At 66.2% G+C, this 26,302-nt stretch carries 21 protein-coding genes; 7 read left to right on the forward strand and 14 right to left on the reverse strand.

The window, feature by feature from the left end:
* Positions 1-120 precede the first annotated feature (120 nt).
* On the reverse strand, positions 121-372 hold the full coding sequence (locus tag AIIKEEIJ_RS16325; protein ID WP_072815224.1) for a hypothetical protein: 252 nt from the start codon (positions 370-372) through the stop codon (positions 121-123).
* Between the two features lie 5 nt (positions 373-377).
* Positions 378-614: a BrnT family toxin gene (locus AIIKEEIJ_RS16330; RefSeq protein WP_072815168.1), complete on the reverse strand. Its 237-nt coding sequence runs from the start codon at positions 612-614 to the stop codon at positions 378-380.
* Positions 615-1,608: 994 nt separating this feature from the next.
* Here AIIKEEIJ_RS16330 and AIIKEEIJ_RS16335 point away from each other — a divergent pair.
* Complete coding sequence (locus AIIKEEIJ_RS16335; protein ID WP_072815170.1) at positions 1,609-1,839, forward strand: hypothetical protein; 231 nt, start codon at positions 1,609-1,611, stop codon at positions 1,837-1,839.
* Positions 1,840-1,942: 103 nt separating this feature from the next.
* A complete protein-coding gene (locus AIIKEEIJ_RS16340) occupies positions 1,943-2,944 on the forward strand; it encodes a DUF4192 domain-containing protein (protein WP_072815172.1) in 1,002 nt (333 codons plus the stop codon).
* 137 nt (positions 2,945-3,081) lie between these two features.
* On the opposite strand, the gene AIIKEEIJ_RS32660 is transcribed toward AIIKEEIJ_RS16340, so the two are convergent.
* The 3 genes from AIIKEEIJ_RS32660 to AIIKEEIJ_RS16350 are packed head-to-tail and all read right to left on the reverse strand — an operon-like array spanning position 3,082 to position 4,432.
* Positions 3,082-3,258, reverse strand: coding sequence for a hypothetical protein (locus AIIKEEIJ_RS32660; protein WP_169918107.1), 177 nt, complete (start codon positions 3,256-3,258; stop codon positions 3,082-3,084).
* A gap of 54 nt (positions 3,259-3,312) precedes the next feature.
* Complete coding sequence (locus tag AIIKEEIJ_RS16345; protein ID WP_161996129.1) at positions 3,313-3,882, reverse strand: hypothetical protein; 570 nt, start codon at positions 3,880-3,882, stop codon at positions 3,313-3,315.
* 13 nt (positions 3,883-3,895) lie between these two features.
* Complete coding sequence (locus AIIKEEIJ_RS16350; RefSeq protein WP_338020968.1) at positions 3,896-4,432, reverse strand: hypothetical protein; 537 nt, start codon at positions 4,430-4,432, stop codon at positions 3,896-3,898.
* A 246-nt stretch (positions 4,433-4,678) separates the two neighbouring features.
* On the opposite strand from AIIKEEIJ_RS16350, the gene mobF reads away from it, so the two are divergent.
* From mobF to AIIKEEIJ_RS16375, 5 genes are all read left to right on the forward strand, one after another.
* Positions 4,679-8,968 carry a MobF family relaxase gene (gene mobF, locus AIIKEEIJ_RS16355; RefSeq protein WP_161996145.1) on the forward strand — a complete coding sequence of 1,430 codons (4,290 nt, stop codon included), beginning with the start codon at positions 4,679-4,681 and terminating at the stop codon, positions 8,966-8,968.
* 48 nt (positions 8,969-9,016) lie between these two features.
* The gene (locus AIIKEEIJ_RS16360; RefSeq protein WP_161996130.1) at positions 9,017-10,198 is read left to right on the forward strand and encodes a hypothetical protein; all 1,182 of its coding nucleotides are present in this window, start codon (positions 9,017-9,019) and stop codon (positions 10,196-10,198) included.
* A 567-nt stretch (positions 10,199-10,765) separates the two neighbouring features.
* The gene (locus AIIKEEIJ_RS16365; RefSeq protein WP_161996131.1) at positions 10,766-11,461 is read left to right on the forward strand and encodes a hypothetical protein; all 696 of its coding nucleotides are present in this window, start codon (positions 10,766-10,768) and stop codon (positions 11,459-11,461) included.
* Positions 11,454-12,572: an ImmA/IrrE family metallo-endopeptidase gene (locus tag AIIKEEIJ_RS16370; RefSeq protein WP_161996132.1), complete on the forward strand. Its 1,119-nt coding sequence runs from the start codon at positions 11,454-11,456 to the stop codon at positions 12,570-12,572. The genes AIIKEEIJ_RS16365 and AIIKEEIJ_RS16370 overlap by 8 nt, the downstream gene beginning before the upstream one ends.
* Positions 12,573-12,577: 5 nt before the next feature.
* A complete protein-coding gene (locus AIIKEEIJ_RS16375) occupies positions 12,578-15,319 on the forward strand; it encodes an AAA family ATPase (RefSeq protein ID WP_161996133.1) in 2,742 nt (913 codons plus the stop codon).
* Positions 15,320-15,402: 83 nt separating this feature from the next.
* Here the strand turns inward: AIIKEEIJ_RS16375 and AIIKEEIJ_RS16380 are convergent, their stop codons facing one another.
* Genes AIIKEEIJ_RS16380 through AIIKEEIJ_RS16420 form a run of 9 tightly spaced genes read right to left on the reverse strand, consistent with a single transcriptional unit; the run spans position 15,403 to position 26,172 of the window.
* Positions 15,403-15,969: a DUF4913 domain-containing protein gene (locus AIIKEEIJ_RS16380; RefSeq protein WP_161996134.1), complete on the reverse strand. Its 567-nt coding sequence runs from the start codon at positions 15,967-15,969 to the stop codon at positions 15,403-15,405.
* A 2-nt stretch (positions 15,970-15,971) separates the two neighbouring features.
* A complete protein-coding gene (locus tag AIIKEEIJ_RS16385; RefSeq protein WP_161996135.1) occupies positions 15,972-17,963 on the reverse strand; it encodes a TraM recognition domain-containing protein in 1,992 nt (663 codons plus the stop codon).
* A gap of 17 nt (positions 17,964-17,980) precedes the next feature.
* Positions 17,981-18,529, reverse strand: coding sequence for a hypothetical protein (locus AIIKEEIJ_RS16390; RefSeq protein WP_161996136.1), 549 nt, complete (start codon positions 18,527-18,529; stop codon positions 17,981-17,983).
* 14 nt (positions 18,530-18,543) lie between these two features.
* On the reverse strand, positions 18,544-20,175 hold the full coding sequence (locus tag AIIKEEIJ_RS16395; protein WP_161996137.1) for a peptidoglycan DD-metalloendopeptidase family protein: 1,632 nt from the start codon (positions 20,173-20,175) through the stop codon (positions 18,544-18,546).
* Entirely contained in the window at positions 20,172-20,486 is a 315-nt protein-coding gene (locus tag AIIKEEIJ_RS16400; protein ID WP_161996138.1) for a hypothetical protein, read from the reverse strand. The genes AIIKEEIJ_RS16395 and AIIKEEIJ_RS16400 overlap by 4 nt, the downstream gene beginning before the upstream one ends.
* A complete protein-coding gene (locus tag AIIKEEIJ_RS16405; RefSeq protein WP_161996139.1) occupies positions 20,483-22,240 on the reverse strand; it encodes an ATP-binding protein in 1,758 nt (585 codons plus the stop codon). Before AIIKEEIJ_RS16405 ends, AIIKEEIJ_RS16400 begins: the two co-directional genes overlap by 4 nt.
* 19 nt (positions 22,241-22,259) lie before the next feature.
* Complete coding sequence (locus AIIKEEIJ_RS16410) at positions 22,260-23,765, reverse strand: SCO6880 family protein (RefSeq protein ID WP_161996140.1); 1,506 nt, start codon at positions 23,763-23,765, stop codon at positions 22,260-22,262.
* Positions 23,762-25,342 carry a hypothetical protein gene (locus AIIKEEIJ_RS16415; protein ID WP_161996141.1) on the reverse strand — a complete coding sequence of 527 codons (1,581 nt, stop codon included), beginning with the start codon at positions 25,340-25,342 and terminating at the stop codon, positions 23,762-23,764. The genes AIIKEEIJ_RS16410 and AIIKEEIJ_RS16415 overlap by 4 nt, the downstream gene beginning before the upstream one ends.
* Entirely contained in the window at positions 25,333-26,172 is an 840-nt protein-coding gene (locus AIIKEEIJ_RS16420; RefSeq protein ID WP_161996142.1) for a hypothetical protein, read from the reverse strand. The genes AIIKEEIJ_RS16415 and AIIKEEIJ_RS16420 overlap by 10 nt, the downstream gene beginning before the upstream one ends.
* Positions 26,173-26,302: the final 130 nt, after the last annotated feature.

Genomic DNA, 26,302 nt, shown 5'->3' on the forward strand with positions numbered 1-26,302 from the left:
CTGACACCATCAGCGGCGCCGTCCCGGCGCGCACGGTTTGCTGCCCTGACATCCTCGGGGCACCGTGCAGGAGCGCCCGAGGGCGCTCGGTGACCGGTCGATGCGCCGGGCACGGAAGGTCTACTTGTTCGCTCCGAATCGCTGGTATGCCGCCTGCCGGGTGGTGTCCAGTGCCGTACCGATCACGGCCCAGGAGTCACCGGCGTCTCGGGCGGCGGCCACGGCGGCCCGAAGCTCGGCCTCGGCGGCGGCCAGGGCCTTGCGGGCGGCGATGATCCGCCGCACATGGGTGGCATCGCGGGCGTCGGTGACGGCCGGATCGAGCTGGTCGAGTCCGGTCACATCGGTGTCGCTGCGCTTGACGGTCTGCATGGTGCTCACCTCAGGTAGTGGTAGAACTTCGCCCGAAGGCGATCGGCATGGATGATCCGGGTCGGCTCACCCGCGGGTACGGCCACCAGCTCGAGCAACCGGCCCGCAGTGTCGGGACCGATGATCAACAGCCGTTCCTCGCCGTCGTACTCGTACTCGACGTAGCGGATCGCCTCGTCGAACGCGTGGACGATGTCGTCATCACCGATCCCGTGCTTGCGCGCCGAATCCACGATCCTCACCCGTAAAGGATACCTTTACGCGCTGCGGCGTCAATACCTGCTTTACACGTTGCATCAGGATCATCTTCTATGGCGATCCGGCGCTTACGGAAGAGTTTGTCTTCGGGTGGGTGCTCGGGGTGTCGCGGGCGCCGGTATACCGGTATGCGGTGGAATCAGGATCTCGGCACCACACGACGAGCACCGGTAGGTGCGGTGCCCGGTCGCTCCCGACGGCCGGTGGGCCGTCTCGCACGAGCACGGCCACCATCCCACTACGACGCGGCCCGGCCCCAGGCGACGCCCGTTCGGGCACAGCTTCGGAGCGCGCTCGCAGGATCCCACACCGCCGATATTCGCACATACTTTCGAACGAGCGCTATGATCGGATGTGCGGCAGGCCGGTGGAGGGGCGTCGGCGGCGGCCTTCGGGAAGCATCGGCCTGCCGCCGCTGGTCAGCGTGCGCGAGGCCGCTGGTCAGACCGACCCACTGCGGGCAAGGGCCGCCGACAGCACTTGCGCATCGAGGGGGCCGCTTGCGCCTCGAACCCGGTGATCTCCCGAGTCACCGAGTCCGGGCCGAGAACTCCCAGAAGAGTTCTCGCACCGAAAGTTGAGGCGCAGCGGCCCCCCGGATACCGCCGAACGGGACAGTAGCGCACACCCCGGACACCGCCCAACGGCAGCGGTGCCGAAGCTGCGCCCTCGCAGCGCCGCCAGGCCACCTTCGGTGTCCACCGAATCGAGCGGCGCTGGCGCGCCGCACTGAAAAAGAACTTGCCCTTGCCCTTTCTGGCCTTCCGATTTTGACCGGCCGGCCGCTGCGCGCAACCCGGGGGCGCTGACGCGGCCTACGGCTCGAAAACTTTCTCCCCCGCTTCGCTCCTCCGAAACTTTTCGCCCCCCGGGTTGCACTCCGCGGCCTTACAGCCGGTCTGAATCTCCATGCCAGAAAGGGCAAAGAACAGGCGGCCCGATCGCCGCCGGTTCTCACTTCGAGCATGGGGAGTTGCGATGACCACCAAGCACACGTTCGCCGGGCGCGACGATCACGTCGACGCCATCCTGCGACGCGCCGAGTGTCTCGGGAACGACTTTGCGGCAGTGATCCGCAACGTCTCCACCGGACCGAGGATTTCGGATCTGCTGCGCCGCCACTCGCAGTTGCTGCGTGACGCCGAAGCGCGGGGCGTACGGACCTCGCGCATCAAAGCGGTCATCGACGCCGCCATCGACCGCGCCTGACCCGCCCCCTTTGCGCCGGGGCCGCGAGCGGCCCCGGCGCGCAACACCCACTCACCAAACCGGCGGGCCGCCGGCCCGCCCGACAACGAAGGAGAACGCATTCATGTCCGAGCGCATCCGCATCAAGGGAATCGGCGAGCTGATCGCCGCTGTGCCGAACATCCTCGGCTTCACCCCCGAGCTGTCCACCCTGCTGCTGCTGTTCCGCGGTGACCGGCTCGTGTGGACCGCCCGCCGCGACTTCGGTGCGCGCCAGCTCGCCGTGTCGGCCGAGGCACTGGCCAAGACCGGCGAATCCGATCGCGTCATCGTCGTCATCGTCACCGACCGCACACCGTTCGCCGATGTGATCGCCGAAGGCAGCAAGACCAAGGCCGCACTGCTGGATCTGGGCATGGACGTCAGCGGGATCTACTACACCCCGCGCATCGACGACGGCCAGCAGTGGACCGAGGTGGAGACGTTGCAGTGCGGCACCATCCCCGCCCCGAACGCCACCGAGGTTGCCGCCACCTACGCCGTTCTCGGCAAGACCGTGGCAGGCAGCCGCGACGAGATCGAGGCACGCTTCCGCCGCGTGGGCACGGTCACCCTCAGCGACCGTGCCCACGCCCGCACAGCCAAGGACGAGCTCGGCGACAACTTCGCCCGCTCGGTCCTCGAAGAGCTGGCCGAGGCGGTGCGCACCCGCACCGAACCGGATGCCGCACTCGCAGCGCGCACCGGACTCGTTCTCGTCACCGATGTCACCGCCCGCGATGCGATGCTCGGGCTGGCACTGCTCGACGGCGGTGTCGCGGCCGAGACGATGGGTGCCATCGCCCGCCGACTGCCCACCGCCCAGCGAGTGGCCGCGTTGACGGTGGCCGGGTACTTCTCCTACGCCAACGGGCAGGGCGTCGAGGCCGGGTGCGCGTTCCGTGCCGCCCGCGAGGAAGCCACCCGCTTCCCGCTGTGCGACACGCGGTTCCTCGGGTTGCTCGAACAAGCACTCGAGCAGGGACTGCACCCGTCGATGATCCGCGAGCTCGCAGGCACCGCAGTGCGCATCGCCCGCGAACGCTTCGGCATCGAGCTGCCCGCGCCCAGCGGTGACCGGATCTGACACCACCCGACACGACGAGGCCCCCGGAATCCGTAGTTCCGGGGGCCTCGCCCGTTGCGCGCAAGTGTTGGTCAGGTATCGAGCCCGACCACCACTTGCGCACGTCTTACACCGCACAGCATAGTGCCGCACGCACGCTACAACGCATCGCCCACCTGCTCGTCCGGGAACGCCAGGTCGAACGACCCGGACGCCGGCCGGGACAACGGCACCGGCTCACCGTGGAGGACCGCTTCGAGGTCACTCTCGCTCGGCCGGATCGTGTGCTTGACCGCCTCGTACAACTGCTTTTCCACTTCGGATCGCTGAACCATCGACACCCCTTCGCGTGTAGTCACCGGACCTACCAGCACAGGCCCACCTGTTGCTCAGAACAGCGTCTGCTGCCACTGTCCCGGATCGGTCTTCGCGCGCAGCAACGCCTGCTCGTCGTAGCCGTCGCGCAACGCCTCCCGGATCGCCAGCGACCGCTCGTAGCGAGTGCGGCCCTGCCCGTCGAGCAGAGCGTGACCGGACAGCCGGCCCAGGGCAATCGCGTAGCGCACGTTCTCGCTGTAGGTGGATTCCACCAGGTGCGCCAGCCCGACCCGCACACACAACGGTTCGTTGCACTTGTGCTCGCACACCACGTTCGGAGCCAACGGCCCGTGCGTCAGTTCCACCGAAAACCGGTGCGCGAGCATCGTGCGTTGCCGATTCCCGCGCTGGAAGTTGAACCGCCCGTATCCGTCCGGCGCACTGATCGCCCCGACCCAGTACCAACACGTCGGGGACTTCACGACCTTCGACCAGAACGCGGAGATGTTCGCCTGCGACGGCCGCAGCGAGTTGTCCACCACCCGTACCCGGCGACGACGGTCCGGAGCATCGTCGGCGACGAACTCGACGGTGCCGTCGCTGAACGCGAGGTCGAACAGCGGCTCCTCGTCTTCGCTCACGGCCGCACCGCGCTCATGACGCGGCCACGCTCACCGGCCGGTCCTCGTCGGACGGCTCAGCGCTGTCCGAGCTGTCGCCGGTGATCCCCAGGTCGGCCCGAGCCTGCTCGATGATCTTCTTCGCCTCGCGCACACTCACACCGAGCAGCGGAGCCAGCTCCGCCGCCGACGCCTTACCGCTGAACGCGACGATCGCATCGGCATACTCGCGCAGCAACATCTCTTCCTGCTCGCGTTCGGCCGGCGTCATCTGCTCGGCGTCGGACTCCAGCTCCTCACGCACCGCAGCGATCTTCGCCGCGTACTCCTGCCGGATCTTCTCGATCTTCCGATCACGCGCTTTCTCAAGCCGCTCGATCTTCTTCAACGGCGCTTCGGCACGAGCGGACACCGCCGAGTCGAGCTTCGCCAGCTTCTCGGCGGCGGCGTGGATCGGCGCGGACAGCTTCTCGAGCTCCGCCTGACGAGCCAACAGGCGCTCGCGTGCGCGGCGCGCGTTCTCCCGGACATTGCCGGCGGTGTGCGGACGCAGGGAGCGGCGGGACGCCACACGAGAAGTCGAGGCCATAGTCCCGCAGTGTAGCGGCTCGCCACGCTTCGTCGTCACCTCGACATGCCATCCGTTTCGCTCACCTCACCGACGGAAAACCACCCCAACCGGCCTAACACCCGCAGCTCCGCTGCTCCGCCAGAACCCCCCAAGGTCCTGTCGGACCTCGGTGCGAACTCCGTTCGCCCAGAAAATCCCCACACACCTCATGCACTAAAGGTGCGACGTGGCATAATCGGCGCCGTGATGACCGTCCACAAGCTCAATGCCGGGGACGGCTATGTCTATCTGACCAAGCACGTCGCCAAGGGCGACGCCACCGAGTCCCGCAAGTCCGATGCGGTTGATTACTACGTCACCAAGGGCACCCCGCCCGGCATCTGGTGCGGAAAACTCGCCGAGAAGGTAGGCGTCGAGATCGGCACCGAAGTCACCGAATCTGCGATGCGATCGGTCTTCGGTGCAGCTCGTACTCCGACCGCATTCGACACCCGTCCGGGCAGGGATGCTCCGCTCGAAGATCGTCTCGACTGGTCGGAAAGCACAGCTCTCGGTCGAGCATTTTCGTGGTTTCAGAAGAGCCAGGAGTACGTCAACGACGTCGAGGAACTGTGCAGTGCGTACAAGGCACAGCACGGCGAATACCCCGACACTCAGACCAAGAAGGACATCCAGTTCGCCACCGCCCGCAAGCACCTTGAGCGGGTGAACGGTGAGCGCGCCGACCTGCTCAGCGACGACGAGATATGGACGTTCGTCGTCGATCAATACGGCAAGGCCCGCTCCCCCGTCGCCGGTTACGACCTGGTGTTCACACCCGCCAAGTCCATCTCGTTGCTGTGGGGACTCGGGGACGAACGGGTCAAGGCCGCGGTCGAACAGGCGCACGCACAAGCTGTGACCGAAACGCTGGAGTGGATCGAGAACGAAGTGATCTATACCCGCCGCGGCGCCGGCGGTGCCCGCAAGGTCAAGGCCGACGGTCTGCTGGTGGCCCGGTTCGATCACTACGACAACCGTGCCGCGGATCCGAACCTGCACACTCACTGCGCGGTGTTCAACCGCGTGTTCGCCGAGGACAAGTGGACGAGCATCGACGGCACGATCCTGTACAAGGCGAACGTTGCGGGGTCGGAGAAGTACAACACCCGGGTTGCTGATCTGGTCGCCCGTCAGCTCGGTGTCACCTTCGTCCCGAGGCCCGATACCCCGGTCGGCAAACTGCCGGTTCACGAGGTCGAGGGCATCCCGTTGACGCTCATCGAGGAATTCTCGCGCCGCTCCGCGATCGAGAACCGCCAAGAAGAGCTGGCGCGTGAGTACAAGGCCAAGTACGGCAAGAACCCGCCGAAGAAGGTGCAGTACGCTCACGCGCAACAGGCCACCCTCGATACCCGCAACGCCAAGAATCCCCCACGTTCGCTGTCCGAGTTGCGGGCCGAATGGCGCGAGCGGGCCGAGGCGATCCTCGCCGGTAGTGATCCCGGCGAACTGGTTGATGCTGTGCAGGGCGAGCGCGATCGCCGCCCCGAGATGTCCCCGGATGAGGTCCCTGCTGTGGTGGAGAAGGCGGTCGATACGCTCTCACGCAAGGTGGGTACCTGGACGGTGTTCTCCCTGTCCGCGGAGCTCGATCGGCAGCTGCGCGAGTTCAGTTTCGCCCACGACGACGAGCTGCGGGCGATGTACGACAACGCCCTCGAACTCGCCCTGCGGGACTACTGCCTGCCGACCTTCACCGAGGAGTATCGAGGGCCGGAGCGCATCACCGAACGCATCGAACACGGCCTGGTACGTAGTCATCTCGTGGACCGCGCCGAGATGCGGTACACCGCACAATCAGTCCTCGACGCCGAGGACTTCATGCGCCGACAAGCCGAGACCGGTGATGAGCGCACCGTCTCCGACTTCGTGATCCGACGCCAGATCCGCCGCGCCGAGAAGAAGGCGGGCCACAGCCTCGGCAGCGACCAGATCGCCATGATCGAACACTTCCTCACCGCGAAGAAACGCGTCGCGGTCGCAGTCGGAGCGGCCGGCGCCGGCAAGACCACCGCCGCGACGGTGATCGCCCGCGCCTGGGAGGCCACACACGGAACAGTCGTCGCCCTGGGCCCGTCCGCCCGTGCCGCCGAAGTGCTCGGAGAAGAGATTTCGGTGCAGGGCCGCACCATCGCCGACGTGCTCACCCGCCACCGTGCCGGTATCGCGACCGGCATCGAGAAGGGCGGCTTGCTGCTCGTGGACGAGGCGGGCATGGCCTCGGCCCGGGATCTGGCAGACCTGACACGCATCGCGGTCGACGCCGGTGCGGTGGTGCGCCTGCTGGGTGATCCGCAGCAGCTCGCCTCCGTCGAAGCCGGGGGCGTGTTGCGCGATCTCGCCGATCTGACCGGCGCACCGTTCCTCGAGAAGGTGCACCGATTCGCCACCGACGGCGAAGCCGACGCGAGCCTGCTGCTACGCAGCGGCAACGTCGACGCCCTCGACTGGTACGAGCGCAATGACCGCATCCGCGAAGGCATGGCGCATGAGCTGGCGGACATGGTGTTCGACGCCTATGTCGCCGACGTCGAGGCCGGCCATGTGACGTTGATGGTCGCCCCGACCAACGATCTGGTGCGCGAGCTCAACGAGAAGGCCGCCGCCTACTACCGCAGCACCGGCACCGTCGTCGGCCCCGGTGTCGTCCTGGCCGACGGTCTCGAAGCTGCTGTCGGGGACGTGGTGGTCACCCGCAAGAACAATTCCAAGTACGTCGTGAAGGATTCCGAGGGCAACAAGTTCGGTCGGGTGAAGAACGGCGATCTGTGGACCGTGGCCGAGATCGGCACCGACGGATCGTTGCGGCTGCGCAACAACATCAGCTCAGGTGAGGTCACCGTCGCCGCCGACTACATCACCGAGAACGTGCAGCTCGGGTACGCGACGACCGTGCACCGCTCGCAGGGCATGACCGTCGGCCACTGCCACGTGCTCGCCGCGGCGAACATGGATCGGCAGTCGCTGTACGTTGCGATGACTCGCGGCAAACTCGCCAACCTCGTCTACGCCGCGCACGACGAGCTGCCCGACTGGGACTTCGAACATGCCCAGGACGAGCACCCCGGTGCGATCGGGCTGCTGGCGAAGATTCTCGAACGCGATGGTTCGCAGCGCACCGCCCACCAGATGATCGAACAGGCCCAGCGCAAGGCCGCCTCGTGGTCACAGGCCACCGAGGTCTACGAACTGGCTGTGTCCACGCTGTACGAGGACTACACCGAGCAGCTTCTCGGCCGTCTTCTCACCGAGCGGCAGTTCGGCTGGGTGCACGACCTCGGCGGCTGGGAGGCCATCGTCAAGTCTGTCGCCCAGGCCGAAACCTTCGGCTGGGACACTCAGGGTCTGCTGCGTGAGGCCGTCGAGGTGATGCGTGAGCACGGCCGTGCCGGCCGCCTCGACGACGGCACGAACGCTCCCGGCCGTGTCCTGGCCGCAGCGCTCAAGGAACGCATCTCCCCCACCGACGGACCGGCGTTGCCGCGCACCCGCCGCGACGATCTGGCGCGCTACAAGGTGCCGGCCCTGACGGACGCGGCGGCGCAGATGGACCCGATCCTCACCGCCTATGCCCGCGCTCACCAGCAGCAGATGCACGCCTTCATCGACTCGTACCTCACGACCGCGATCGAACAGAACGCCCCGTGGCTCGCCGCCGTCGGCACCCCCGGCGACGATCCGCGGCGAATCAAGCTGTGGAACACCACCGTGCGCGACATCGCCATCTCCCGCGTCGTCGCCGATGCATCCGACGACCATCACGACCCGCTGGTCTACCTACAAGGGACCCGTCGCGAGAAGGCGGAAGCAGCGATTTCCCGGCTGACCACTTCACCGTCGCAGCGGACGGGTTCGGCGACGTCGGCCTCACCGTATGCCCGCTACAGCGACACCGAACTACGCGCTGCCCGCCAGGCGAGCCTGCAACGGCTCACCGAAGACCGGATGCTGCTGGCTTTGGCGCAGGAGGAGCTCGCCCGCGTCAGCGGCACCGACTCTGCGATCATCGCCGTCGACGAACGTGTCGCCCAGGTCGAGCGACAAGATCAGCAGATCCAGGCGGTGCGAGCCTCCCGTGCTGCTCTCGACCGGCTGCGCACCGATCCTGCCGCGACCGCAGAGCAGGTCGCGGCAGCAACCTCGGCTGTGTCGGCGGCCGAGCACGCTGCACCCCCGGAGCGGGACTGGCCGATCATCGAACGTTCCGCTCAGTTCAATCGGGCCTCGGCCTCGCGCTACGACCGTGCCCGCGACCTCGACGACCAGGCGATTAGCCGGGTGCGCGACCGCATCACCCGATTGGGCGACGGACTGCGCACCGAAGAGAACATCCTCGGCCAGATCGACGCCGAGCTCACCCGACGCGACCGCGAAGGAACCCCGCCCGGCGCCCATCGGGGCAGCGAACCCGAGCAGGTATCGCCGCCGTCGGCGAACCTGCACCCTGAGCTGGACCCGACACAGCAAAATTCCGGCCCCGAGGCGCAGATGTGACACGACCTGTGAGTACCGCGAGACGAAGACAAGCGAGGACACCTGCCGATGGCTGACACCGACCGCACCCGCCGATTCCGCCGGACCCGCCCACCGACGACCACGGAGGATCCGGCCGCGTACATCGACGCCCGCGCCGGCCGTCGCGGAACACCGTCGCGATTGACCACGGCACAAGCACCACGACCTGCATCGGTGCAGGCAAGACAGGATGTGGTCGACGTGGTGGCGTTCATCCGCGAGGTCGACACCGAACGCAGTCAGGGCCGGCCTGTTCCCCGGCCGCAGCCGATGCAGACCATTCTCGGCGCCTTCCATGGTTCCCCGGCCACTCAGACCACCGTGCAGATCCTTGCCGCCGCCGCGACAGCACGGCACTTCGGTGGCGAGAACTCCACCGCCCGCAAGTGGGAGAAGCTCGCACAGGACAACGCAGCTCGCCTCGACGCGGTGCGTGCTCAGCAATACCGGCAGCAACAGTCCCGGTACGTGCAGGCACAGCTTCCTCCGGAGGAGATCGACCGGCGCATCAGCGAGCGTGTTACTGCCGACCGCCAGACCGACAGGCGCGCCTTCGATGCCGCCGGTGCCCTCGCGCTGAGCTACGTCGCGGTCAAAAGCCTGCCAGCGTTCGACAAGCTCACCGAGTTGTCCCACGAGCACCTTGTGGCCGATATGGTTCCCGAACCCGAGCACACGAGCGAAGCGGCCCGGCAGCCGACGAGATACCCCGACGGCCGGGTGGGAGGAGAGGCGCCTGATCTCGACGCGAGCAGACTCCCGGAACAGGCCGATGCTGTGACCGAGGTAAAGACCGGGATCGACCTCGCCAAAAAAGTCGCCTACGACGAGGAGAACACCGCGGAAGCACTCGCGGACGCGGACGTCTCCGACGAACTCCAGCAGGTACCTGCGCCGGATGGCGTGGAGCAGAGGAACGGCCGCGACCTGAGCAAACTCGGACCTGTGCTTGAGACTGCTGGTCGTGGCGTGGCTACTGCGGTCGGTCCGGTCAATGGCGAGGATGACATCGCCTCGCCACTGTCCCCGGTCGATCTGAACCAGCTCAGTCAGGAGCTGCTGTCCGCGGTGGGCGCAGCGATGAGCAGTCACCCCCGATTGGTGACCGAGATGCTCAACATCGAAAGTGAACCCGATCCGAGGAACGAGGCTGCGTTCGTCCCCGATATGGGGGTCGAACACGGCCAGGAGGCCACACTCGGATACTGACCGAAGCCGGAGTGGTGGGTCTCGCGTGTCCCCTGAGCGGAGGTGACTCACCACGTTCGTACACGGCGGGCTTGATCGTGGGTGGTCCGACCCGGCTTCGGTGGGCCGCTGGTTGTCTTGATGCGTGTCAGACAGTGACTGGGGTCAAGGCCCCTTCTTCTCGGGCGCCTTGCAGGGTCGCGTACATCGCCGACCCCGACAGTCTGCCGACTTCGGTGAGCTGAGAGGCGGTGTAGTCGCCGGATTCGTAGTCAGCGTGCAGTCGTGTGAGTTGCAGGACGGACAGCTGGATTGCTTTCCTTTGAGTCGGCCAGCCTTCTTCGCTTCGGCCACGCCTTCGCGGGTCCGAGTCCTGATCAGATCGAGTCGAACTCGGCCATCCGCGACAGCATGCGTGCTGTCGACAGCACACAATCGACAGCCACGAACACTCGTGTGTGACTCTGGTGAGGCCACTCTTCCATAGCCGTGCAGCACTGAAGCGGATGTGCACGAATCATGTGTCATACTGAAGTCCGTCCTGGTCGATAGTCGGCTCCGGACATGGCCTCAGGAGGAGGTTCGCCCATGGTTCCGGACTCGCCCGCTGACGCCCTTGGCTCGTACGTTTCAGGACTCCGCGACCTGATCGTTGAAACCGTGCGCTCCCGGCACGTCCTTTCTGCCGAGGCGCACCAGGTTTCCGAGTCGCGGTATGCGATGGGGTTCGGCAGCCAGTGGCGGGACCTCCTCGACGACACCCGCGACGCACTGAAGGACCGGGGCTTTCGGCTTTGCAAACTCGCACCCGGCGGTCAAGAGGTTCCGGTGGTCAACGACAGCCTGGTGTACGTCTGGCGCGTCCCGAACCACCCGAACGCTGTGAGCAAGTTCGCGTCAAGCCCGACGCGCAGGAGCGGGTTCACGGCCGAACCTCTCGACCCGACACTGTGGGACCCCAGACTTTCGGAAGACCACGAGGTACACGAGGTAGTCGAGAACAATTCTGAAGCGGACGAGCTTGGTCCCGTGCTTAGGGCGGTCGGTGACACCATGACGTTGGTGCTCGTCATGGTCCAATCGACGCCGCGCCAGCTGCAGTCGGTCGAGTGGGCAGTCGCCGTACTCGACGACGATGGCAAGGTCGAGTTGCGCGGGCAGGAGCGCATCTGGGAGCCGGAACTCGTCACAGACGATGCCGCGTCCGACGTGGAGTCGTTCGATAGCGGCGTGCCGGTCGCACCGGTCGTGGAGCTGCAGGACCGGACGCAAACCGATGGGTAAGGACAGCCCAGGCCTGTTCGACCGCCCTGCCACAGGGATCGGCCGGTTCGAGCCCGCGCGGCTGACTCAGGCGCGCGTCCGCCTCGGAGCGAGTAAGACGGAGCTGGCTGGCGAGGTGGGCGTTTCGGCCGCTGCGATCGGCCAGTACGAGGCAGGCGTCAATTCGCCGCGGCCCGAGGTCCTCGAACGACTGGCACGCACACTCAAGGTGCGGCCGGAGTTCTTCGGCATCGGTCGACCGCTCGCGCGCATCGACACCATAAACGCGCACTTCCGCAGCCTGCGGTCCGCTCGCGTCAGCGATCGGCAGAAGGCGTTAGCCACCGCGACGTTGGTGTGGGAGCTGACGTTCGCGCTTGAACGGTACGTCAAGCTGCCCGAGGTTAATCTCCCGGTCTTTCCCGTCCGTACGACGCCAGCTGAAGCTGCCGCCATCCTGCGACGACACTGGGATCTACCCGACGGGCCAGTTAAGCATCTGGTAGCCACGGCCGAGTCTCACGGCATCGTCGTCTCTGTACGGCCGCTCAGCGAGATTGACGCCGTCGATGCCTTCTCCGTCGTGATCGTCGACAGACCGATCATCATCACCACGCCCCGCCGGAGTGAGAACGTCTTCAGACACAGGTTCTCGATCGCGCACGAAATCGGGCACCTGCTGCTGCACGCCGACTCGGACGAGCACAGCGCGGCCATCGAGAAGGAGGCTGACGAGTTCGCAGCAGCGTTCCTCATGCCAGCAACCGCGATGGACGCGGTCCTCCCACAGCGCCTCGATCTCGCAGCTTTGGACCGGCTCGGGCGGACCTGGGGCGTCTCGCCGCACTCGCTCGTCCGACGAATGGTCGAGCGCGGCCGCACCACGGAGTCCTCGGCCCGCCGGGCTTACCAACGCCTGGCCATGACCGACGATCCGTTGGCCGATCCGACAAGCGCGTACCCAGGGGAGACGCCATCGCTCCTGAAGAAGGCCGCAAAGCTGGCAGGCGACCACGGTGCAGGGATGCCCGTCCTCGCCGAGGCGTTAAAGCTCAGCGCCAGCCAAGTCCGTGGCCTGCTCGGTGATACGGACCAGCGCCCGGTACTGCGTCTTGTCGACAGTGAGGCCTGACGGCCGTGGCATCGGTAAAGCAACAAGTACAGAGCGCCGACAGCGTGATCTGCCAGAACATCGCCAATCTCGGTGACGATCGCGGACTTCTCTCCCAAAACCTCCTCTCCCAGCTTCGGAACCTGCTCGAAGGGCTCATCGTCTGGGCGCATCTAAACGATCCTTCCGCCGAGTTCCATTACAACCAGGTAGGGCCTGCACTGGACGAGGTCAAAGCAAAGGCAAAATTCCGCTTATTGAGTAGGTTTCACAACCTGCTCCAGGCCAGTGCTTCGCATTACACGTTGGACGGCGATCCGTCCGAGCGGCTAATGCTCAAGTACTACGAGTACTTGCTCCGCACGCGCGACCTCGCCTCGAAAGAGTTCGGCATCGCGATCCTCGGCAACCTTGAGGCGTTCCCAGTGGACCTCGATCCATCTCTCCGGGAATACCACGAGAAGATCGCAAAGCGTATCGAAGCAGTCCGGACGACACAGGCTGAGCGTCGTCGCGAACGCTACTACATCCACAGCTCGCGGCCCTTCTTCTTCGGCGGCAAGATCTACTACGAGGTCACCTTCTCGGTGGCCCACAACTGGACCAGCAAGTTTGACCGCACGATCGCGTTCACCGACATCGACATGACCGACAAGTACGCGGCCTACCTGGACCTGTCGAGAGAGTCGATCACGGTGCTAGGGCAAACCATGCCGATCTTGATCATCCGGTCATGGGAGGTCTCGATACGCCCCTGCGAGTTCGACAACTTCGCCCGATTCTTCGGCCAGTCAACCCGCGTTCAGTCCGGCCATGCTGAGTACCGCAACCTGATGAAATACCTGACGACAACCCGATCCAGCCTCCTCGACCTCGTCGACATGACCGACGCGAGCTACAACCAGATCCGAAACTGGGCTCTCAGCGATTCCCGTCGATTGGCGATGATCTTCCCTGCGCTCGACGAGGCGCGGGCACTCATCCGCGCGAACCGGGCCGGGGCTCGCGTGCTGCGGTATTTGATGCTCCAGATGCGCAATCAGTGGATCAAGAGTCAGTACGAATCTACGCCGAACAGCTGGCTGTCGGGGCTCCGACTCACGTCACGAAGCAGACCCTTCGACACGATGCCGTTCTGCACCGCCCCGAGTGGTCACGTTCCGCGGTTCGCGGATCTCGCAGAGAGTCTTGATGTAACCGGCCGCGAGCACGAGATGCTGGCGCGTCGTGTGAGGAACAACGTCGAGCAGCACGGAGCGATCTACACGGCGGCCGCGGAGTGCGAAGACCTCGGTGACGTCGATGCGCTGATCGAGGTCTACAACCGGCTTCTCCCGCCGACCGAACGGCACGCGCCGCGGAAGCTAGTCCACGCGAACGGGCACGTTTTCATCGTCGGGTACGAGGACGACACGGTGGCGATCATTGAGAAGCTACAGGCGATCGCGGACGAAGGCATCGAAGGACACACCGAGGACGTCCAGGAGTGGCTGGATGAGAACCCGGACGAGGTCGACGACGACTTAAAGGCCCACGCGCTGAAGGCGCTCTTCGCACGCTCGAAGGTCGCGCTCGTCTACGGTGCGGCCGGGACGGGGAAGTCCACGATGGTGGACCACATCGCCAACTACTTCTCCGCCGAGCGGAAGCTCTTCCTCGCGCACACCAACCCGGCCGTGGACAACCTCAAGCGGCGGGTGCATGCACCAAACGCCGAGTTCCGCACCGTCACCAAGCACGTCTACAACAGCTCTTCGTTCGGGCCGCACTACGACATCGTCGTGATCGACGAGTGCAGCACCTTGAGCAACGCCAGCCTGCTCAAGGTGCTTAAGAACACCAGCTTCGAACTGCTGGTTCTCGTCGGCGACGTCTACCAGATCGAGTCGATCGAGTTCGGCAACTGGTTCAGCCTTGTCCGCGCCTATATCCCCAAGGATTCGGTCTTCGAGCTGACTAAGCCGTGGAGGACGGAGGACGAGGCGCTACTCACTTTGTGGGACCGGGTGCGGAACCTGGACGACCGGATCGAAGAGTCGCTGGCCAAGAACGGCTATTCGAAGGCGCTGGGCGACGCGCTCTTCAAGCGTGAGAGTGACGACGAGATCGTGCTCTGTCTGAACTACGACGGGTTGTACGGCATCAATAACGTCAACCGATTCCTGCAGGCGAGCAACCCGAACCCCGCCGTGACCTGGGGCGAGGTGACCTACAAGGTCGGTGACCCGGTGCTCTTCAACGAGACGGAGCGCTTCCGGCCGGTCATCTTCAACAACCTCAAGGGCAGGATCGCCGGCATCGAACGAGTGCCTGGTCGCATCACATTCGACGTCGACCTCGAACGAGAGGTCGACGAGGATGATCTGTTCCATACGGACCTGCGCTGGGTCGAGGGCTCGATCGTCCAGTTCGATGTCTTCGACCGCGTGAACTCGGACGACGATGACGATGACGTCAACACGCTAGTGCCCTTCCAGATCGCGTACGCCGTCTCGATCCACAAGGCACAGGGTCTGGAATACGACTCGGTCAAAGTCGTCGTCACCGACGCGAACGAGGAGCGGGTTTCCCACAGCATCTTCTACACGGCGATCACGCGGGCCAGGCGTCGGCTCGGTGTGTTCTGGACGGCAGAGACGCAGCAGCGGATTCTGAGCCGGCTGGCGGTGCGCGAGAACGCTAAGGACGAGAACCTGCTTAAGGTCCGTCGTGGTGTCACGCCGCTTGGCGCGCGGCCAAGGCGGCAGAAGGAACGTCGCCGACCGTAGTAACCGCAGTGGAAGAGGTATCGAAGAAGACCCGTGCATCGAAGGCGCCTCGCTCTCCCCTTTTGGACATAGGTTTCTACAGGTCAGCTGTTCTGATTAAGAATTGCGTCGAGTACTTCGGCCGGAACAGGGTCCGACGGCATTGCTGGCCATCCTATGAAGCTGCGGTCGGCCTTAGCGTTGGCCATCGGTCCGGTGTCGCCGTCGAGGATGACGCGCAGGTGGGGTTCGAGGTGCTGGATCCACCACGAGGACATGGCTGACATGGAGTCGGAGGCGCGTGCTTCTTCCCATGCCTGGTGCAGTGCTGTCAGGCGGGCGACGACTTCGGGGTAGGCCCACCATCTCGGGTCCCAGGACAGGCCGCCGTCGTTATCGCTGATCCGGCGGCGGATCACGGGGACGAAGAAGCCTTCGACGAACTCGATGACGTTCTTGAACTTCGGTTGTTTCTCCTCTGGTTCGTCTTCGCTCTGATTGCCATCTTCGGTCAGCTCGTCCGCGAGTTCGTCATCCTCGTAGGAGTCGGTGTCCTCACCGTCGTATTCGTCGGCGGGGTCGTAGTCATCGGTGGCACCGAACTCGTCGCCGTCTGGTGCTTCGTTGGTGGTGTCCCATTCGTCGGGGGCTGCAGTGTTGATCTCGACCATGGTCAGTCCTTCGTCAGAAATTCGGAGTGGAAGAGCCGGTCGGCGCGAGAGGTGTCCGGCACCGGTTCGACGGGGATCGGCGTCGTATCGGGGCGGTCCTCGGGCAACGTCTCCAGGGTGGCCGCAACGTCGGCGCGGTCGGATTCGCCGACGGTCAGGGCTTTCTGCTTGGCCGGTGCGAGCTGCTTGCTCTCACGCTGGGATTGGCGAATTGCTTCGGCGAACGGCGAGTTCCCCCAGAATGCTTTGCGGACCAGGATCGGGGTGGAGCCGCCGATCGTCACCAGCGCACGGGTTTTCGGCAGGGCCCGCAGGTCCCGCTTTTCGAAGATGTTCTCCTTCTGCCAGCTGCTCGACACACTCGCCTGACCACTGGAAAAGAAGCCGGTGGGACGGCTGCGGGACTCGGTGTCGACGTAGTGGGTGCCGACCGCATCGACCAGGCCGGACAGGAAGGCGTCGTCTTCGACGTTGCCGCCGTACCAGACGACGCTGCACGCATCGACCATGGACTTGAAGGCTTCGCGTCCCCAGACCTTCTCCCCTTGGGAGGGGGACTGGAAGAAGGTGATGAGGATGATGCCGCGGCCACCGAAGTGCGAGTACCAGCGGGGTAGGTCCTCGATCTTGCAGATGTTGGCAGCTTCGTCGAGCACCGCCGTCAGCGGGATCGGCATCCGCTCCGATTCCTGCTGCTCGGAGTATTCCTCGGCGCAGGTAAGGATCTGCCCGACCAGGGCACTCGAGATCGCCGAGGACGAGCCGGGGCCGTCCTTGGACAGCGCATACATCGTGTCGGTGCGGCGGGCGAACTCGGCGGAAATGAACTCCGGCAAGTCGTGGACGTGCTCCCCCTCTGTGACGGTGACCCGGCCGGACTGGTCGGTGCCGATCACCACCCGACGGTTCGGCAGGACCGCTTCGGCATAGCGAGGCTCGTCCAACGGCGAGAGGAAGCGCCGGGCCATGTCGTAGAAGCCGTCACGCTGCTTGGCGTTGACGGCCTGCTTGCCGCGCATCGTGCGGGCCAGCTCCGGGTAGCCGTACTGCTCGAGCACGGCCGGAGGGATCTGCGACTGGGTGTGGGTCAGCCACTCGACCACATGCCGGATGTCCCCGCCGGCCAGAGCCGCGGCGAGCAGGTAGGAGGCGAACAAATCGCGGGCGTTGCCGTCGAAGTAGGCATCGACCCGGGCACCGGCATCGGTGGCAGCGGAGATGAAGTAGCCGCACACCGCCGCAGCAGAAGGCAGGTCGGTGACGGTGCGCAGCGGGTCGAACCAGAAGCTCGCACGTTCTTGTCGGTTGCCGGTAGACACGCCTTGCAGGTCGAACACCCATACCCGTCCTGTTTCGCGGCGGATGCCGACGGTGTGCGAGTACACATCCCCGCGGTTCGAGGCCACCAGCGCCGCCCCCGGGGCGTGGCAGATCGCGGGAATAGCGAACGAGGCGGACTTGCCCATGCGGGCGCCGGCGAAAGCGATCGCCACGAATTCCCAGGTCATTCGCAGCGTGCGATCCCCGACCACGGTGTGTCCGAGAGGGATACCGAGATAGCCGGGATGAGTCTGCGAGATGGCGGGGGCGAGCCGGTCGGTGGAGGCGGCGAGGTACGTCGGGTCGGCCTCATCGACCTCCTTCGGGTCGACCATCGTGCGGGCGAGGCGGTCGATGCGCTGTTCGAACTGCTTGCCCTGCACTGTCTCGAGCACCCCGAACCGGCGCAGCGCCCACCATCCGAACCCGGCGAGAGCGGCGAGCAGGACCAGCTCGACACCGAGGATGATGGTTGCGCCGGCCGGCCAGCTCGTCGAGCCGAACCCTAGGGCGAAGAACAAGCCGATCGGGTTCCAGGTGGGGTCTGCTCCCCCGCCGGTGTTGTAGGCGATCGTCGGCAGATAGGCCGCCACCAGCAGGGCCGGGAACGCCTTGAGGAACACCTCGTCGGCGGCCGAGGAGCTGCGCGGTCGCTCGCGTCTGGTGTGTGCCATCGTTTGTGCGCCCCCTTCTACTGCTGGAATCGGTAATCGGTCAGTCGCCACCCGTCGTCGGTGCGGACGATGGTGGTGCGCCACAGCTGGGGGGTCAGGCGGGTGGTCTGCCCGCTGGCGTGCAGCACCGTCTGGGTGCAGATCACGTCGAGGACCACGGTGCGCATCCCGGCCGGGGCCGCCGGAGTGGTGTCCGAATGGGCGCACACCGCCGTGACCGCGTCTTTCGCCGCGGCCCACTGCTGCCAGTCGGCATCGGGCCGGACGTCGGCACGGCTGCCGGATTCGGCAACGGCGAGCAGGTCTCCGCCGAGATACGGTGTGGCCCGGATCAGGGCGTCGGCCTTGCTCTCGTCGATCGCCGGCTGCCAGGACAGGATCATCTGCATCGCGGTGATCGCGGTCTGGTCGGCGTCGATCTGCTGGGGTGAGAGCGGTTCGATCACCTGGTGGTCGTCGCTGCCCTCACGGGTGTGCTGGTCGCGGGTGGTGTCGCTGCCGCAGCCCGCCAGGGCGACGGCGGCCGCGGTGCACACGGCCGCGATGGTGACTCGTGTGATCCTCACGGGTGTACCTCTTTTCACTGGTTGCCCATCGCCCGGTACTGCGGTTCTGCGGCGATGATCTTGTCGGCGTAGGGGCGGGTCTGGACCACGTAGTCGGTGTGCCCGGTGGGGAAACCCCCGGAGTTCAGGACGGCGCCTTCGCCGGCGTTGTAGCCGGCCAGATACAGCTCGGTGCGCCCGTTCGGTGCGGAGACCACCCCGTCTGCGATCGCCCCGTCGATGGTGGCGGCGATGGTGCACATGTAGTGGCCCTGGGCCATGACCGCATCGCCGATGCTGTTCACATCGACCCGGCCGTCGCCGTCGTAGTCGCGGCCATAACTCGCCCAGGTGCCCGGCATGAACTGCGCCGGTCCCCTCGCCCCGGTGACCGATACCGGCGCGGAGTCTCCGTGGCGGAAGCCGTTCTCGGCGGCGAGCTGGGCGGCCAGCAGCGAGGGTGTGATCTGCGGGCAGATCGACCCGGCCCGCTCGATCCACGGAACGAACTCGTCCGGCACTGTGCCATCGGCGAGCCGGTCGCCGATACCCTCACCGGAGATGAGGCAGTCGGCGGCCGCGGCGGTGGCGTTGCCGCTGCCACCGGGCAGCGATCCCCACGACACCAACCTCTCGTCGGTGCCCTGACCGTGGACGCTGATGTGCACGTGGTCGTAGTGGTTCTCGGTCTCGCTGCCGCGGTCTTCCATCAGACTCGGGGCACCGCCGACGGGGTAGTAGGTCTGCCGCCAGATCACGTACTCGACATTGAAGAACTCCGCGTTGGCCAGGATGTAGTCGGTGATCTCGTCCCCGAGAGCCACCCCGTCACCGGAGCGATAGTTCGCGATCATCAGATCCACAGCCCGACCTTCGGTGTGATCGCTGGCGTAGCCACCGTCGGCGCGCCACCCCCCGATGCTCGCGATCCGGTCCCCGAACTTCAGGTGGGCAGCGCGAGCGAGTTTCTTCGCATCGACCTGCAGGCCCTGCTCGGAACCGGCCGACGGCGGCAACGGTTGCGCCAAGTTCCCCTCCGGCGGGGCGGACGGCACCGCGGTGGGTGGCCCGGCCGAGGACTGTCCCGGTGCGGGAGCGGAGTCGTAGTAGGGCAACGGGTCCACCGCTGCGGTGCCCCAGCCGCCGGGCCAGACTTCCCAGTGCAGATGCGGGCCGGTCGATTCCCCGCGATTGCCCACGGTGGCGATCTGCTGACCGGCGCGGACCTGCTCGCCGACGGCGACGGTGTAGGTGTCGATGTGCCCGTACACGGTGGACACCAGCTGCCCACCCTGCACGTGGTCGAGGACCACCCACTGCCCGAACCCGCTGGCGGGGCCGGCATGGCGCACCACCGCGTCGGCCGAGGCGTAGATCGGGGTGCCGATGGCCCCGGCCAGGTCGATGCCCTGATGCTGGGTCCCCCACCGCTCACCGAACCTGGAGGTGAGGGTGACGGCGGAGGGATCGACCGGTTTGAGGAACGAGCCGGTCGGTGCGAGCCGGTCCCCCGACCCCACACCCGAACCGGGGCCGAGGCAACTCGTGCCGGCCTGACGGTCTTGTTCGTCCTGGATCCCCATCACCAGCACGAGGAGCAGGAAGAACGGAATCAGTGTGAGCGCCAGGATCAGCGCGATCAGGCCGGTACCCCCCTTGGTGTTCACCGCAGGCTCAGATCCTCAGCGGCGATGCCGTGCTTGCGTGCCAGCGCCCGGTTCAGGTCCTGCGCCAGTGCGAGCTCCGCCTCCAGGGCGGCGACTTCCTGCGGTGTGCGGCGAGGGCGCCGGCCGGAGCGGTTGACCCAGCCCCGCACCGTCGTCTCGGCCACATCCAGCTGCGCCGCAGCCGCTCGCGTAGCAGCGGTGAAGCTGACCCCTACCTTCATGCGCCCCAGAACCACTTCGATCGCGGCCTCACGAGTGAGGTCATCGACCAGGGTGTACCGGCGACGGCCGGGACGGCCACGCCGGCTCATGCGGCGAACTCCTTGGCTCGATCCTCATCGGCAGCCCGCAGACGGGCATCGGTGTCGTGAATCCCGGAATCCTTTTCTGCCTGGGGCACCCACACCTTGAACGGGGTGCCCGGTGTTGCGCCTTCGCCGAGCTTGAGCAGGAAATGCCCGACACCGGCGGCGGTGCGCTTACTGCCCGCCGAGACGGTGCCATCGCCGTCTCCGGTGACCTTGCGGCGTGCTTGGCGCAGTGCCTTCTTCTCCTCCACCGAGGAGGTGCTGTCGTTGGCCCAGCCGGTCACCATCGCCCGCTCAGCGCGAGAGAACTTCATGAACCGGCCGAGCCGGTCGAGTTCGGCCTCGGGGACCGGGCCGACGATCCGGGCGCGGGAGCGCTCGATCATGCCCAGCGCCCCGACCTTCTCGAAGTCCGCCAGCGAGTGCGTGACCATCGTCATCGCCACACCCATCGACCGCTGCAACCGCTGCACCGCATCCAACCGGGCCACCGCCGAGCTGCCGGTCGCGATCACCTGCCAGACCTCGTCCAAGATGATGTGCGCCGCCAGAGCCTTGGCACCGGGCACCTTGTTGTCGGCCAGGATGTGCGCCGCTTCCACCGCCGCGAACGCTTCGTTCCATCCGGCGAGCAGCACCGCAGCCCGCATCAACTCGTCGCCGGGCGGCACCGAGGACATGTCCAAATCGACCATCGGCTTGGTGATATCGATCCGCACGGTGCTGTGCCGGTTGAAGGTCTCTCCGAACCGGCCTTTGACCAACGCGCGCAGCGAGCGCAGCAGCGGTTTGATCTGACCGCGGTATTCGTCGTCGGTGTCGGCCACCGCGTCGTCCATCAGTTCCTCGGGGCCGGTCGAGATCAGCGTCAGCAGGTCCTCGAGGCGGGCGGCGTGGTCGTTGTCGAACCGTGAGCCCGGGGCGTAGAGCAACCGGATCGCCGAGGCGAGCAGGGTTTCCTCGAAGTCCTTCAGCGGGCCACGGCGGACGATCTCGAGCAGCGCGCAGATCATGTTCAGCTGGCGGGCGTGCAGCGCGAACTCGGCCTTCTCCCGTTCGAGCGAACCTGCGGGCAACTGCTCGATCGCGTCGCCGATCGGGCCGCGATCGAGGGGGTTGATCGCGCCGGTGCCGTAGCCGACCTCGCTGACCTGCCCGCCGACCTGCTCGGTGAGCACCCGCAGGTCCGGCTTGACGTCACCGGGCACGAGCACCAATGTGCCTCGCGCAATATCGCCAAGGGCGATCCGGCGCAGCAGCGTCGACTTGCCGAATCCGTTGAGGGCGCAGATGAAGCAGGACGGGGCGGTGATCGCCTTCATCTTCCAGGCGTAGAGCGGATCGAAGCCGACGGCCGCGCCGGTGGTCAGATGCCGACCCAGCGGGGTACCCAGCAGCGGGGCCTTCGCGCCGACGATCCACGGGTAGATCCCAGCGACCTGAACCGAGGTGCCCCGGTATTCGACCGGCGGCATCACCGTGGACATCCGGCCACCACCGACCCCGTCGAATCCGCGATCGTCGAGATCGGCGAGCGGGCGGTCGAAGCCGTCGGAATTGATCCGGGTCAACCGCTCCACCGTCGCCCGGCGACTGTACTGGCGATTGACCAGGCTTTTCTTCCATGCCTTCGTGAGCCCGGTGGCGGTGGCGGCCTGCTCTTCGAGCCGGGACAACTCGTCGTCCGACAGCAGAGTCTTGGCGATCTTCTGCGCTGTGAGCAGCCGCGACGATCTCGTGGCGTTGCGTGCACTCATGGATGTGCCCTTTGCGTGTTCAGTTGCTGAGGAAGCTGGGAATGGTGGTGTGGTCGGGGGCGATGACCCCGACACCGAGGGAGGCCGCGAACGCTGCGGCCTGCCAGCACCACGAGCGGCGGATTGTCAGTCGGCTCTGGCGCGAGAGGTCCTCGACCAGGGCGTCGATCTTCGGCACATCGGAGCTGCCGGCCGGTTCGGTCACGGTCACCAGCACGCCGAAGCGCACCATCCCGGCGCCACGGGCCTGTTCCATGCGGGCCTGGGCCGTGGCCGCCAGCTCGATCTGCGACTTCGCCGAACCGATCGATCCGTTCTTGAGCGACCCACCATGTGCTTCGGCCATCGCGTTGCGGTAGTCGCTGTCGGCGATGTCGGTGGCTTCCCCGGCCGAATGCGGGCGGTAGAGCACCGAGACCCGCTTGAGCGGCACCGCCTCGTTCGGGGCCAACAGGCGCTGCAGCACCCGTTCGGTCACCGCGCCCTTGGGTGCTTCGCGCATCTCCCAGGTCACCGACACCGCGCCGTCGTGGACGTATTTGCCGCCGTCGGCGCTTTCCAGGGCGGTCCGCGGACCGCAGTCCTCCCAGGTCAACCCCGTGCCCTCGCCGGAGTACACGCCGGCTTCCACATCGACGAGCGAGGCCGGGTCATAGGAGCGGCGCACGAACGCCATGATCTCGTCGGCATCCATCGGCGAGCAGGGCACACCGGAGCGTGCTGCCGACGCCGTCAGACCGGGCAGACGCCGGCCGAGTTCGACAGCCTGCTCGGAAGGGTCCTGTTTGCGTTCGGTGGTCTTGGCTTCGAAGGTGATCGCGATCCTCGCTGCGAGGCGGATACCGCCGGAGGTCAAGCCGGTGGCGAGCTGGTAGGCCGCATCGCGGGCCAGCTGCGGGGCGTCGGCGCGGGTGTTCTGGTGCACCGTTTCGTACAGCTCGATGCCGGTCTCGGGCAGCGTCTCGACGGTGGTGACCACCGCGAGGATGTCCGAGGTCTCACCGGCCCCGGACAAAAACTGTGCCCAGTTGCCGACATAGTGGTCGATCACGTCCTGGTCGACGGCTTCGGCGCCTTGGGGGTAGGCGTCGAAGACGACGGTGTAGGCATTCTTACTGGGCATGTGGATCATGCCGAAGGTGCGCCCGTCGGAGTCGATGCCTTCGTAGAGCTCGGTCTCGCCGAGCACGCCGGGAAGACGGTAGGCCCGCCCGGGAACGCGGGAGAACGTGCCCGAAGCGTAGGCGTGCTCACCGCGGCGGCGGCCGCGCCAGAACTGGAATCGCATCAGTGCCCTTTCGTAGCCGGAGCGGCCGTCACGGGAGATGACCAGGGGGATGAAGCACACGATCACCGGGATGGCCAGCAGCAATGCGACCGTCATGCCGAGGAACAGGCCCGCGATGATGACGACGGCTGCGGCGGCGATCCCTGCGATCGAGGTGCCGAAGGTGGCTCCGAGCAGGCCGGTGCTGCGGGGCCGGCGCCAGTTGCCGTAGGTGTTGAATGTCGGCTCGTTGCTCACTGTTCGAAGCCCCCTCGGTTGAACTGGTGACCGGCCCCCGTCGCCACAGGCGCATCGAAGCCGGAGTGACCGGAACCGCCCACTCCAGAACTGCCGGACGCAGCGGCACCGGGGGTGCCCGAGTCGTTGCCCTGCGGGCCACCACTGCCGACGGCGGCGCTGCCATCACGGGCGGACGGAGTTCCGTTCTGATTGCCGCCTGCCTGTCCACCCCCGGCACCCCCTGCGGCCCCGAAACCCGACGGGGTAGCCCCACTCGGAGAATTCGAGATGCTCGATGAGGTGGTGCTGGTGGTCGCCGCGCCGGATGCTGCGCCGCTGGCACCGCCGGTGGCGATCATCCCGCCGACCTTCGCGCCGACCGCGGCCACGCCGGCGGCTGCGGCCAGGCCGCTGCCGCCGCCCCCCAGTGCACCGACGTTCGGGACGATCAACCGCATCAGGGCAGGCAGCACCAGCGCCGCAGCGCACAAGGTGATGACCCCGGACAAGGCCATGAACCCGTCGCCGTTCTCGGGGTCGGTAATGGTCGGGGTGGCTTCGAGGAACAGGATCGCCGAGACCCCGATCACGAACGCCCCGACCGGTTTGACCAGCAAGAACGCGATCGTCCAGGCCAGCATCTTCTCGTATGCCTGGCTGCCGACCTTGGTGCCTCCGGCCGCGCCGGCGATCGGCAGCGCCGCTGCCATGAGCACGAGAATGCCGGTGCGCAGCAGCATCAAGAACGCCATCATCAACCCGCCGAGCATGCCGATGATGCCGATCAGAAACAGCAGGCCCACCCCGGCCGGACCCGAATACAGGTAGATCGAGACCATCGCTTCGGCCAGTCGGGACGGGTCGGAGCCGACCGCACTGTCCATGAACCAGGCCGAAATCTGGTCCGACAGTTCGGTGCCGAGCACGATCAGCGTCGATGCTCCCCCGGCGAGCAACGCCGCACGGCCCATCTGCTTGAGGCCCTCTTCCGAGGTGTCGCGGATCGCGCCGGAGCGGGCCAGTGCCAGCCGGCCGCCGAGCAGGATCAGAGACAACGACAGGGCCGCGACCTGGATGTAGAAGGTGTAGTCGTTGACCGTCGCTACCGTGGCCTGGAAGGTGTCCCCGTCCATCTCGGTACCGGTGATCCACCATCCGAGCGCGAACTTCAGGACCGCGACACCGGCGTTGCCGATCCACAGTGCGGTCTTCTCGACCGCGCCTTCCGCGACACCGCCAGCTACTTCTTCAAGCTTGCCCACACCGGCATCGACAACCTCACCGACACCTTCGCCGCAGCTCGGTACGAAATCCGTATCGATGTCCGCGAGAGCTCCGATCCCCTTCAAAGCTGCGCTGACAGCCGTGCCGCCTGGGGTACAGGTCAAGATTCCAGCACCCTCAGACAACGAGAAACCCGAGTCTTGCTCTTCGACTTCGGAGCTATCGGCGCTGGTGCTGGACGAATCCGTCGAGGAGTCCTCTGTTTCCTGTGCAAACGCCGTACCTGCCACGCCGAAAGTGACCACCACCGCGACACACGCAGTAATCAGCAGGCGCAGAAAGCCCGTGAACAGGCTGCGATTCACCACCATTGCTGCCACCCGTCGGCCGGCACCGGCTCGTACTCGACACCCAACGCAGTCGCGTCGCCCTTGAGAACCCACCCGGTGTCCTCGCGCCACACCATCGGAATCTTCGAGGCCACAACCTTCGTGGAGCCATCATCCATTTCCGCGGTGTAGCCGAACTTCACGAGGGCCAGGTCGGGGTTGAAGATCACTTTGATCATCGGCAGAGCCGCGGTCGCCATGCTGTCGGGTAGACCCAGGTCGGCGAACTGCCCCGTCGGATCGGACAGTTTCCCGGCCTGTTCGAGCAGTTCGAGACGATCCGCGCCCCCGGTCACATATGCGAAGTAGTGCGCAGCGGCGAGTGCCGCTCCTTGCGCGGTGCGAGAGAACCCGGTGGCGACACCGTTGTCGGTGAACCCGGTGGGGCCATCGGAAGTCGAGAACGGCAGGTCCATGTTCCCGTGGATGCGCTGGAGCATCACCCCGCTAGGGGCCTGGTCCGCCGGACGGTTCGAGCTGGCCAGAGTGTCGGACAGGATCACACCGTGGGGCTCGAGCGGCACGTAGATAACACGGTTGCCTTTGTCGAAGACCGGGTCCGGCTCGAACAGTCCGTCCTTGTCCTGGGCGGTAGCGCTACTGCCGGTGGTCGGATCGAGAGAGACCAACGGCTCTGCGTCCTCGCCTCGGAAGACCATCACCAGGCTGACCACGACACCGACGACGACGATGATGGCCACCGCCGCCAAGCCAATGGTGAGTTTGGTGGCCGACGATGCGCGTTCGTTCTCGGCTTCGAGCGAGGGAGTATTCTTCTCGTTGGTCGAGTCGGTGGTGTTCTGCTCGGTCACTTACGGGTCTCCTCGAGGTCGACCAGCTCCGACGGCAGCGCGTCGAGGGCGGTGATGGTGGCGGTGTCGTTGCTGGGCAGGTTCAGCCGCCAGTCGTCGTCGATCCACACCACCAGGGTGGTCGCGGAGG

The sequence above is a fragment of the Rhodococcus sp. YH1 genome (assembly GCF_009939605.1).
GTDB lineage: Bacteria > Actinomycetota > Actinomycetes > Mycobacteriales > Mycobacteriaceae > Rhodococcus > Rhodococcus aetherivorans.

Coding starts and splice junctions, on each gene's coding strand:
- AIIKEEIJ_RS16385 (WP_161996135.1), bottom strand. CDS start 17,963: ATGGCACACACCAGACGCGAGCGACCGCGCAGCTCCTCGGCCGCCGAC.
- AIIKEEIJ_RS16325 (WP_072815224.1), bottom strand. CDS start 372: ATGCAGACCGTCAAGCGCAGCGACACCGATGTGACCGGACTCGACCAG.
- AIIKEEIJ_RS16365 (WP_161996131.1), top strand. CDS start 10,766: ATGGTTCCGGACTCGCCCGCTGACGCCCTTGGCTCGTACGTTTCAGGA.
- AIIKEEIJ_RS16335 (WP_072815170.1), top strand. CDS start 1,609: ATGACCACCAAGCACACGTTCGCCGGGCGCGACGATCACGTCGACGCC.
- AIIKEEIJ_RS16380 (WP_161996134.1), bottom strand. CDS start 15,969: ATGGTCGAGATCAACACTGCAGCCCCCGACGAATGGGACACCACCAAC.
- AIIKEEIJ_RS16360 (WP_161996130.1), top strand. CDS start 9,017: ATGGCTGACACCGACCGCACCCGCCGATTCCGCCGGACCCGCCCACCG.
- AIIKEEIJ_RS16405 (WP_161996139.1), bottom strand. CDS start 22,240: ATGAGTGCACGCAACGCCACGAGATCGTCGCGGCTGCTCACAGCGCAG.
- AIIKEEIJ_RS16370 (WP_161996132.1), top strand. CDS start 11,454: ATGGGTAAGGACAGCCCAGGCCTGTTCGACCGCCCTGCCACAGGGATC.
- AIIKEEIJ_RS16400 (WP_161996138.1), bottom strand. CDS start 20,486: ATGAGCCGGCGTGGCCGTCCCGGCCGTCGCCGGTACACCCTGGTCGAT.
- AIIKEEIJ_RS16340 (WP_072815172.1), top strand. CDS start 1,943: ATGTCCGAGCGCATCCGCATCAAGGGAATCGGCGAGCTGATCGCCGCT.
- mobF (WP_161996145.1), top strand. CDS start 4,679: ATGACCGTCCACAAGCTCAATGCCGGGGACGGCTATGTCTATCTGACC.
- AIIKEEIJ_RS32660 (WP_169918107.1), bottom strand. CDS start 3,258: ATGGTTCAGCGATCCGAAGTGGAAAAGCAGTTGTACGAGGCGGTCAAG.
- AIIKEEIJ_RS16415 (WP_161996141.1), bottom strand. CDS start 25,342: ATGGTGGTGAATCGCAGCCTGTTCACGGGCTTTCTGCGCCTGCTGATT.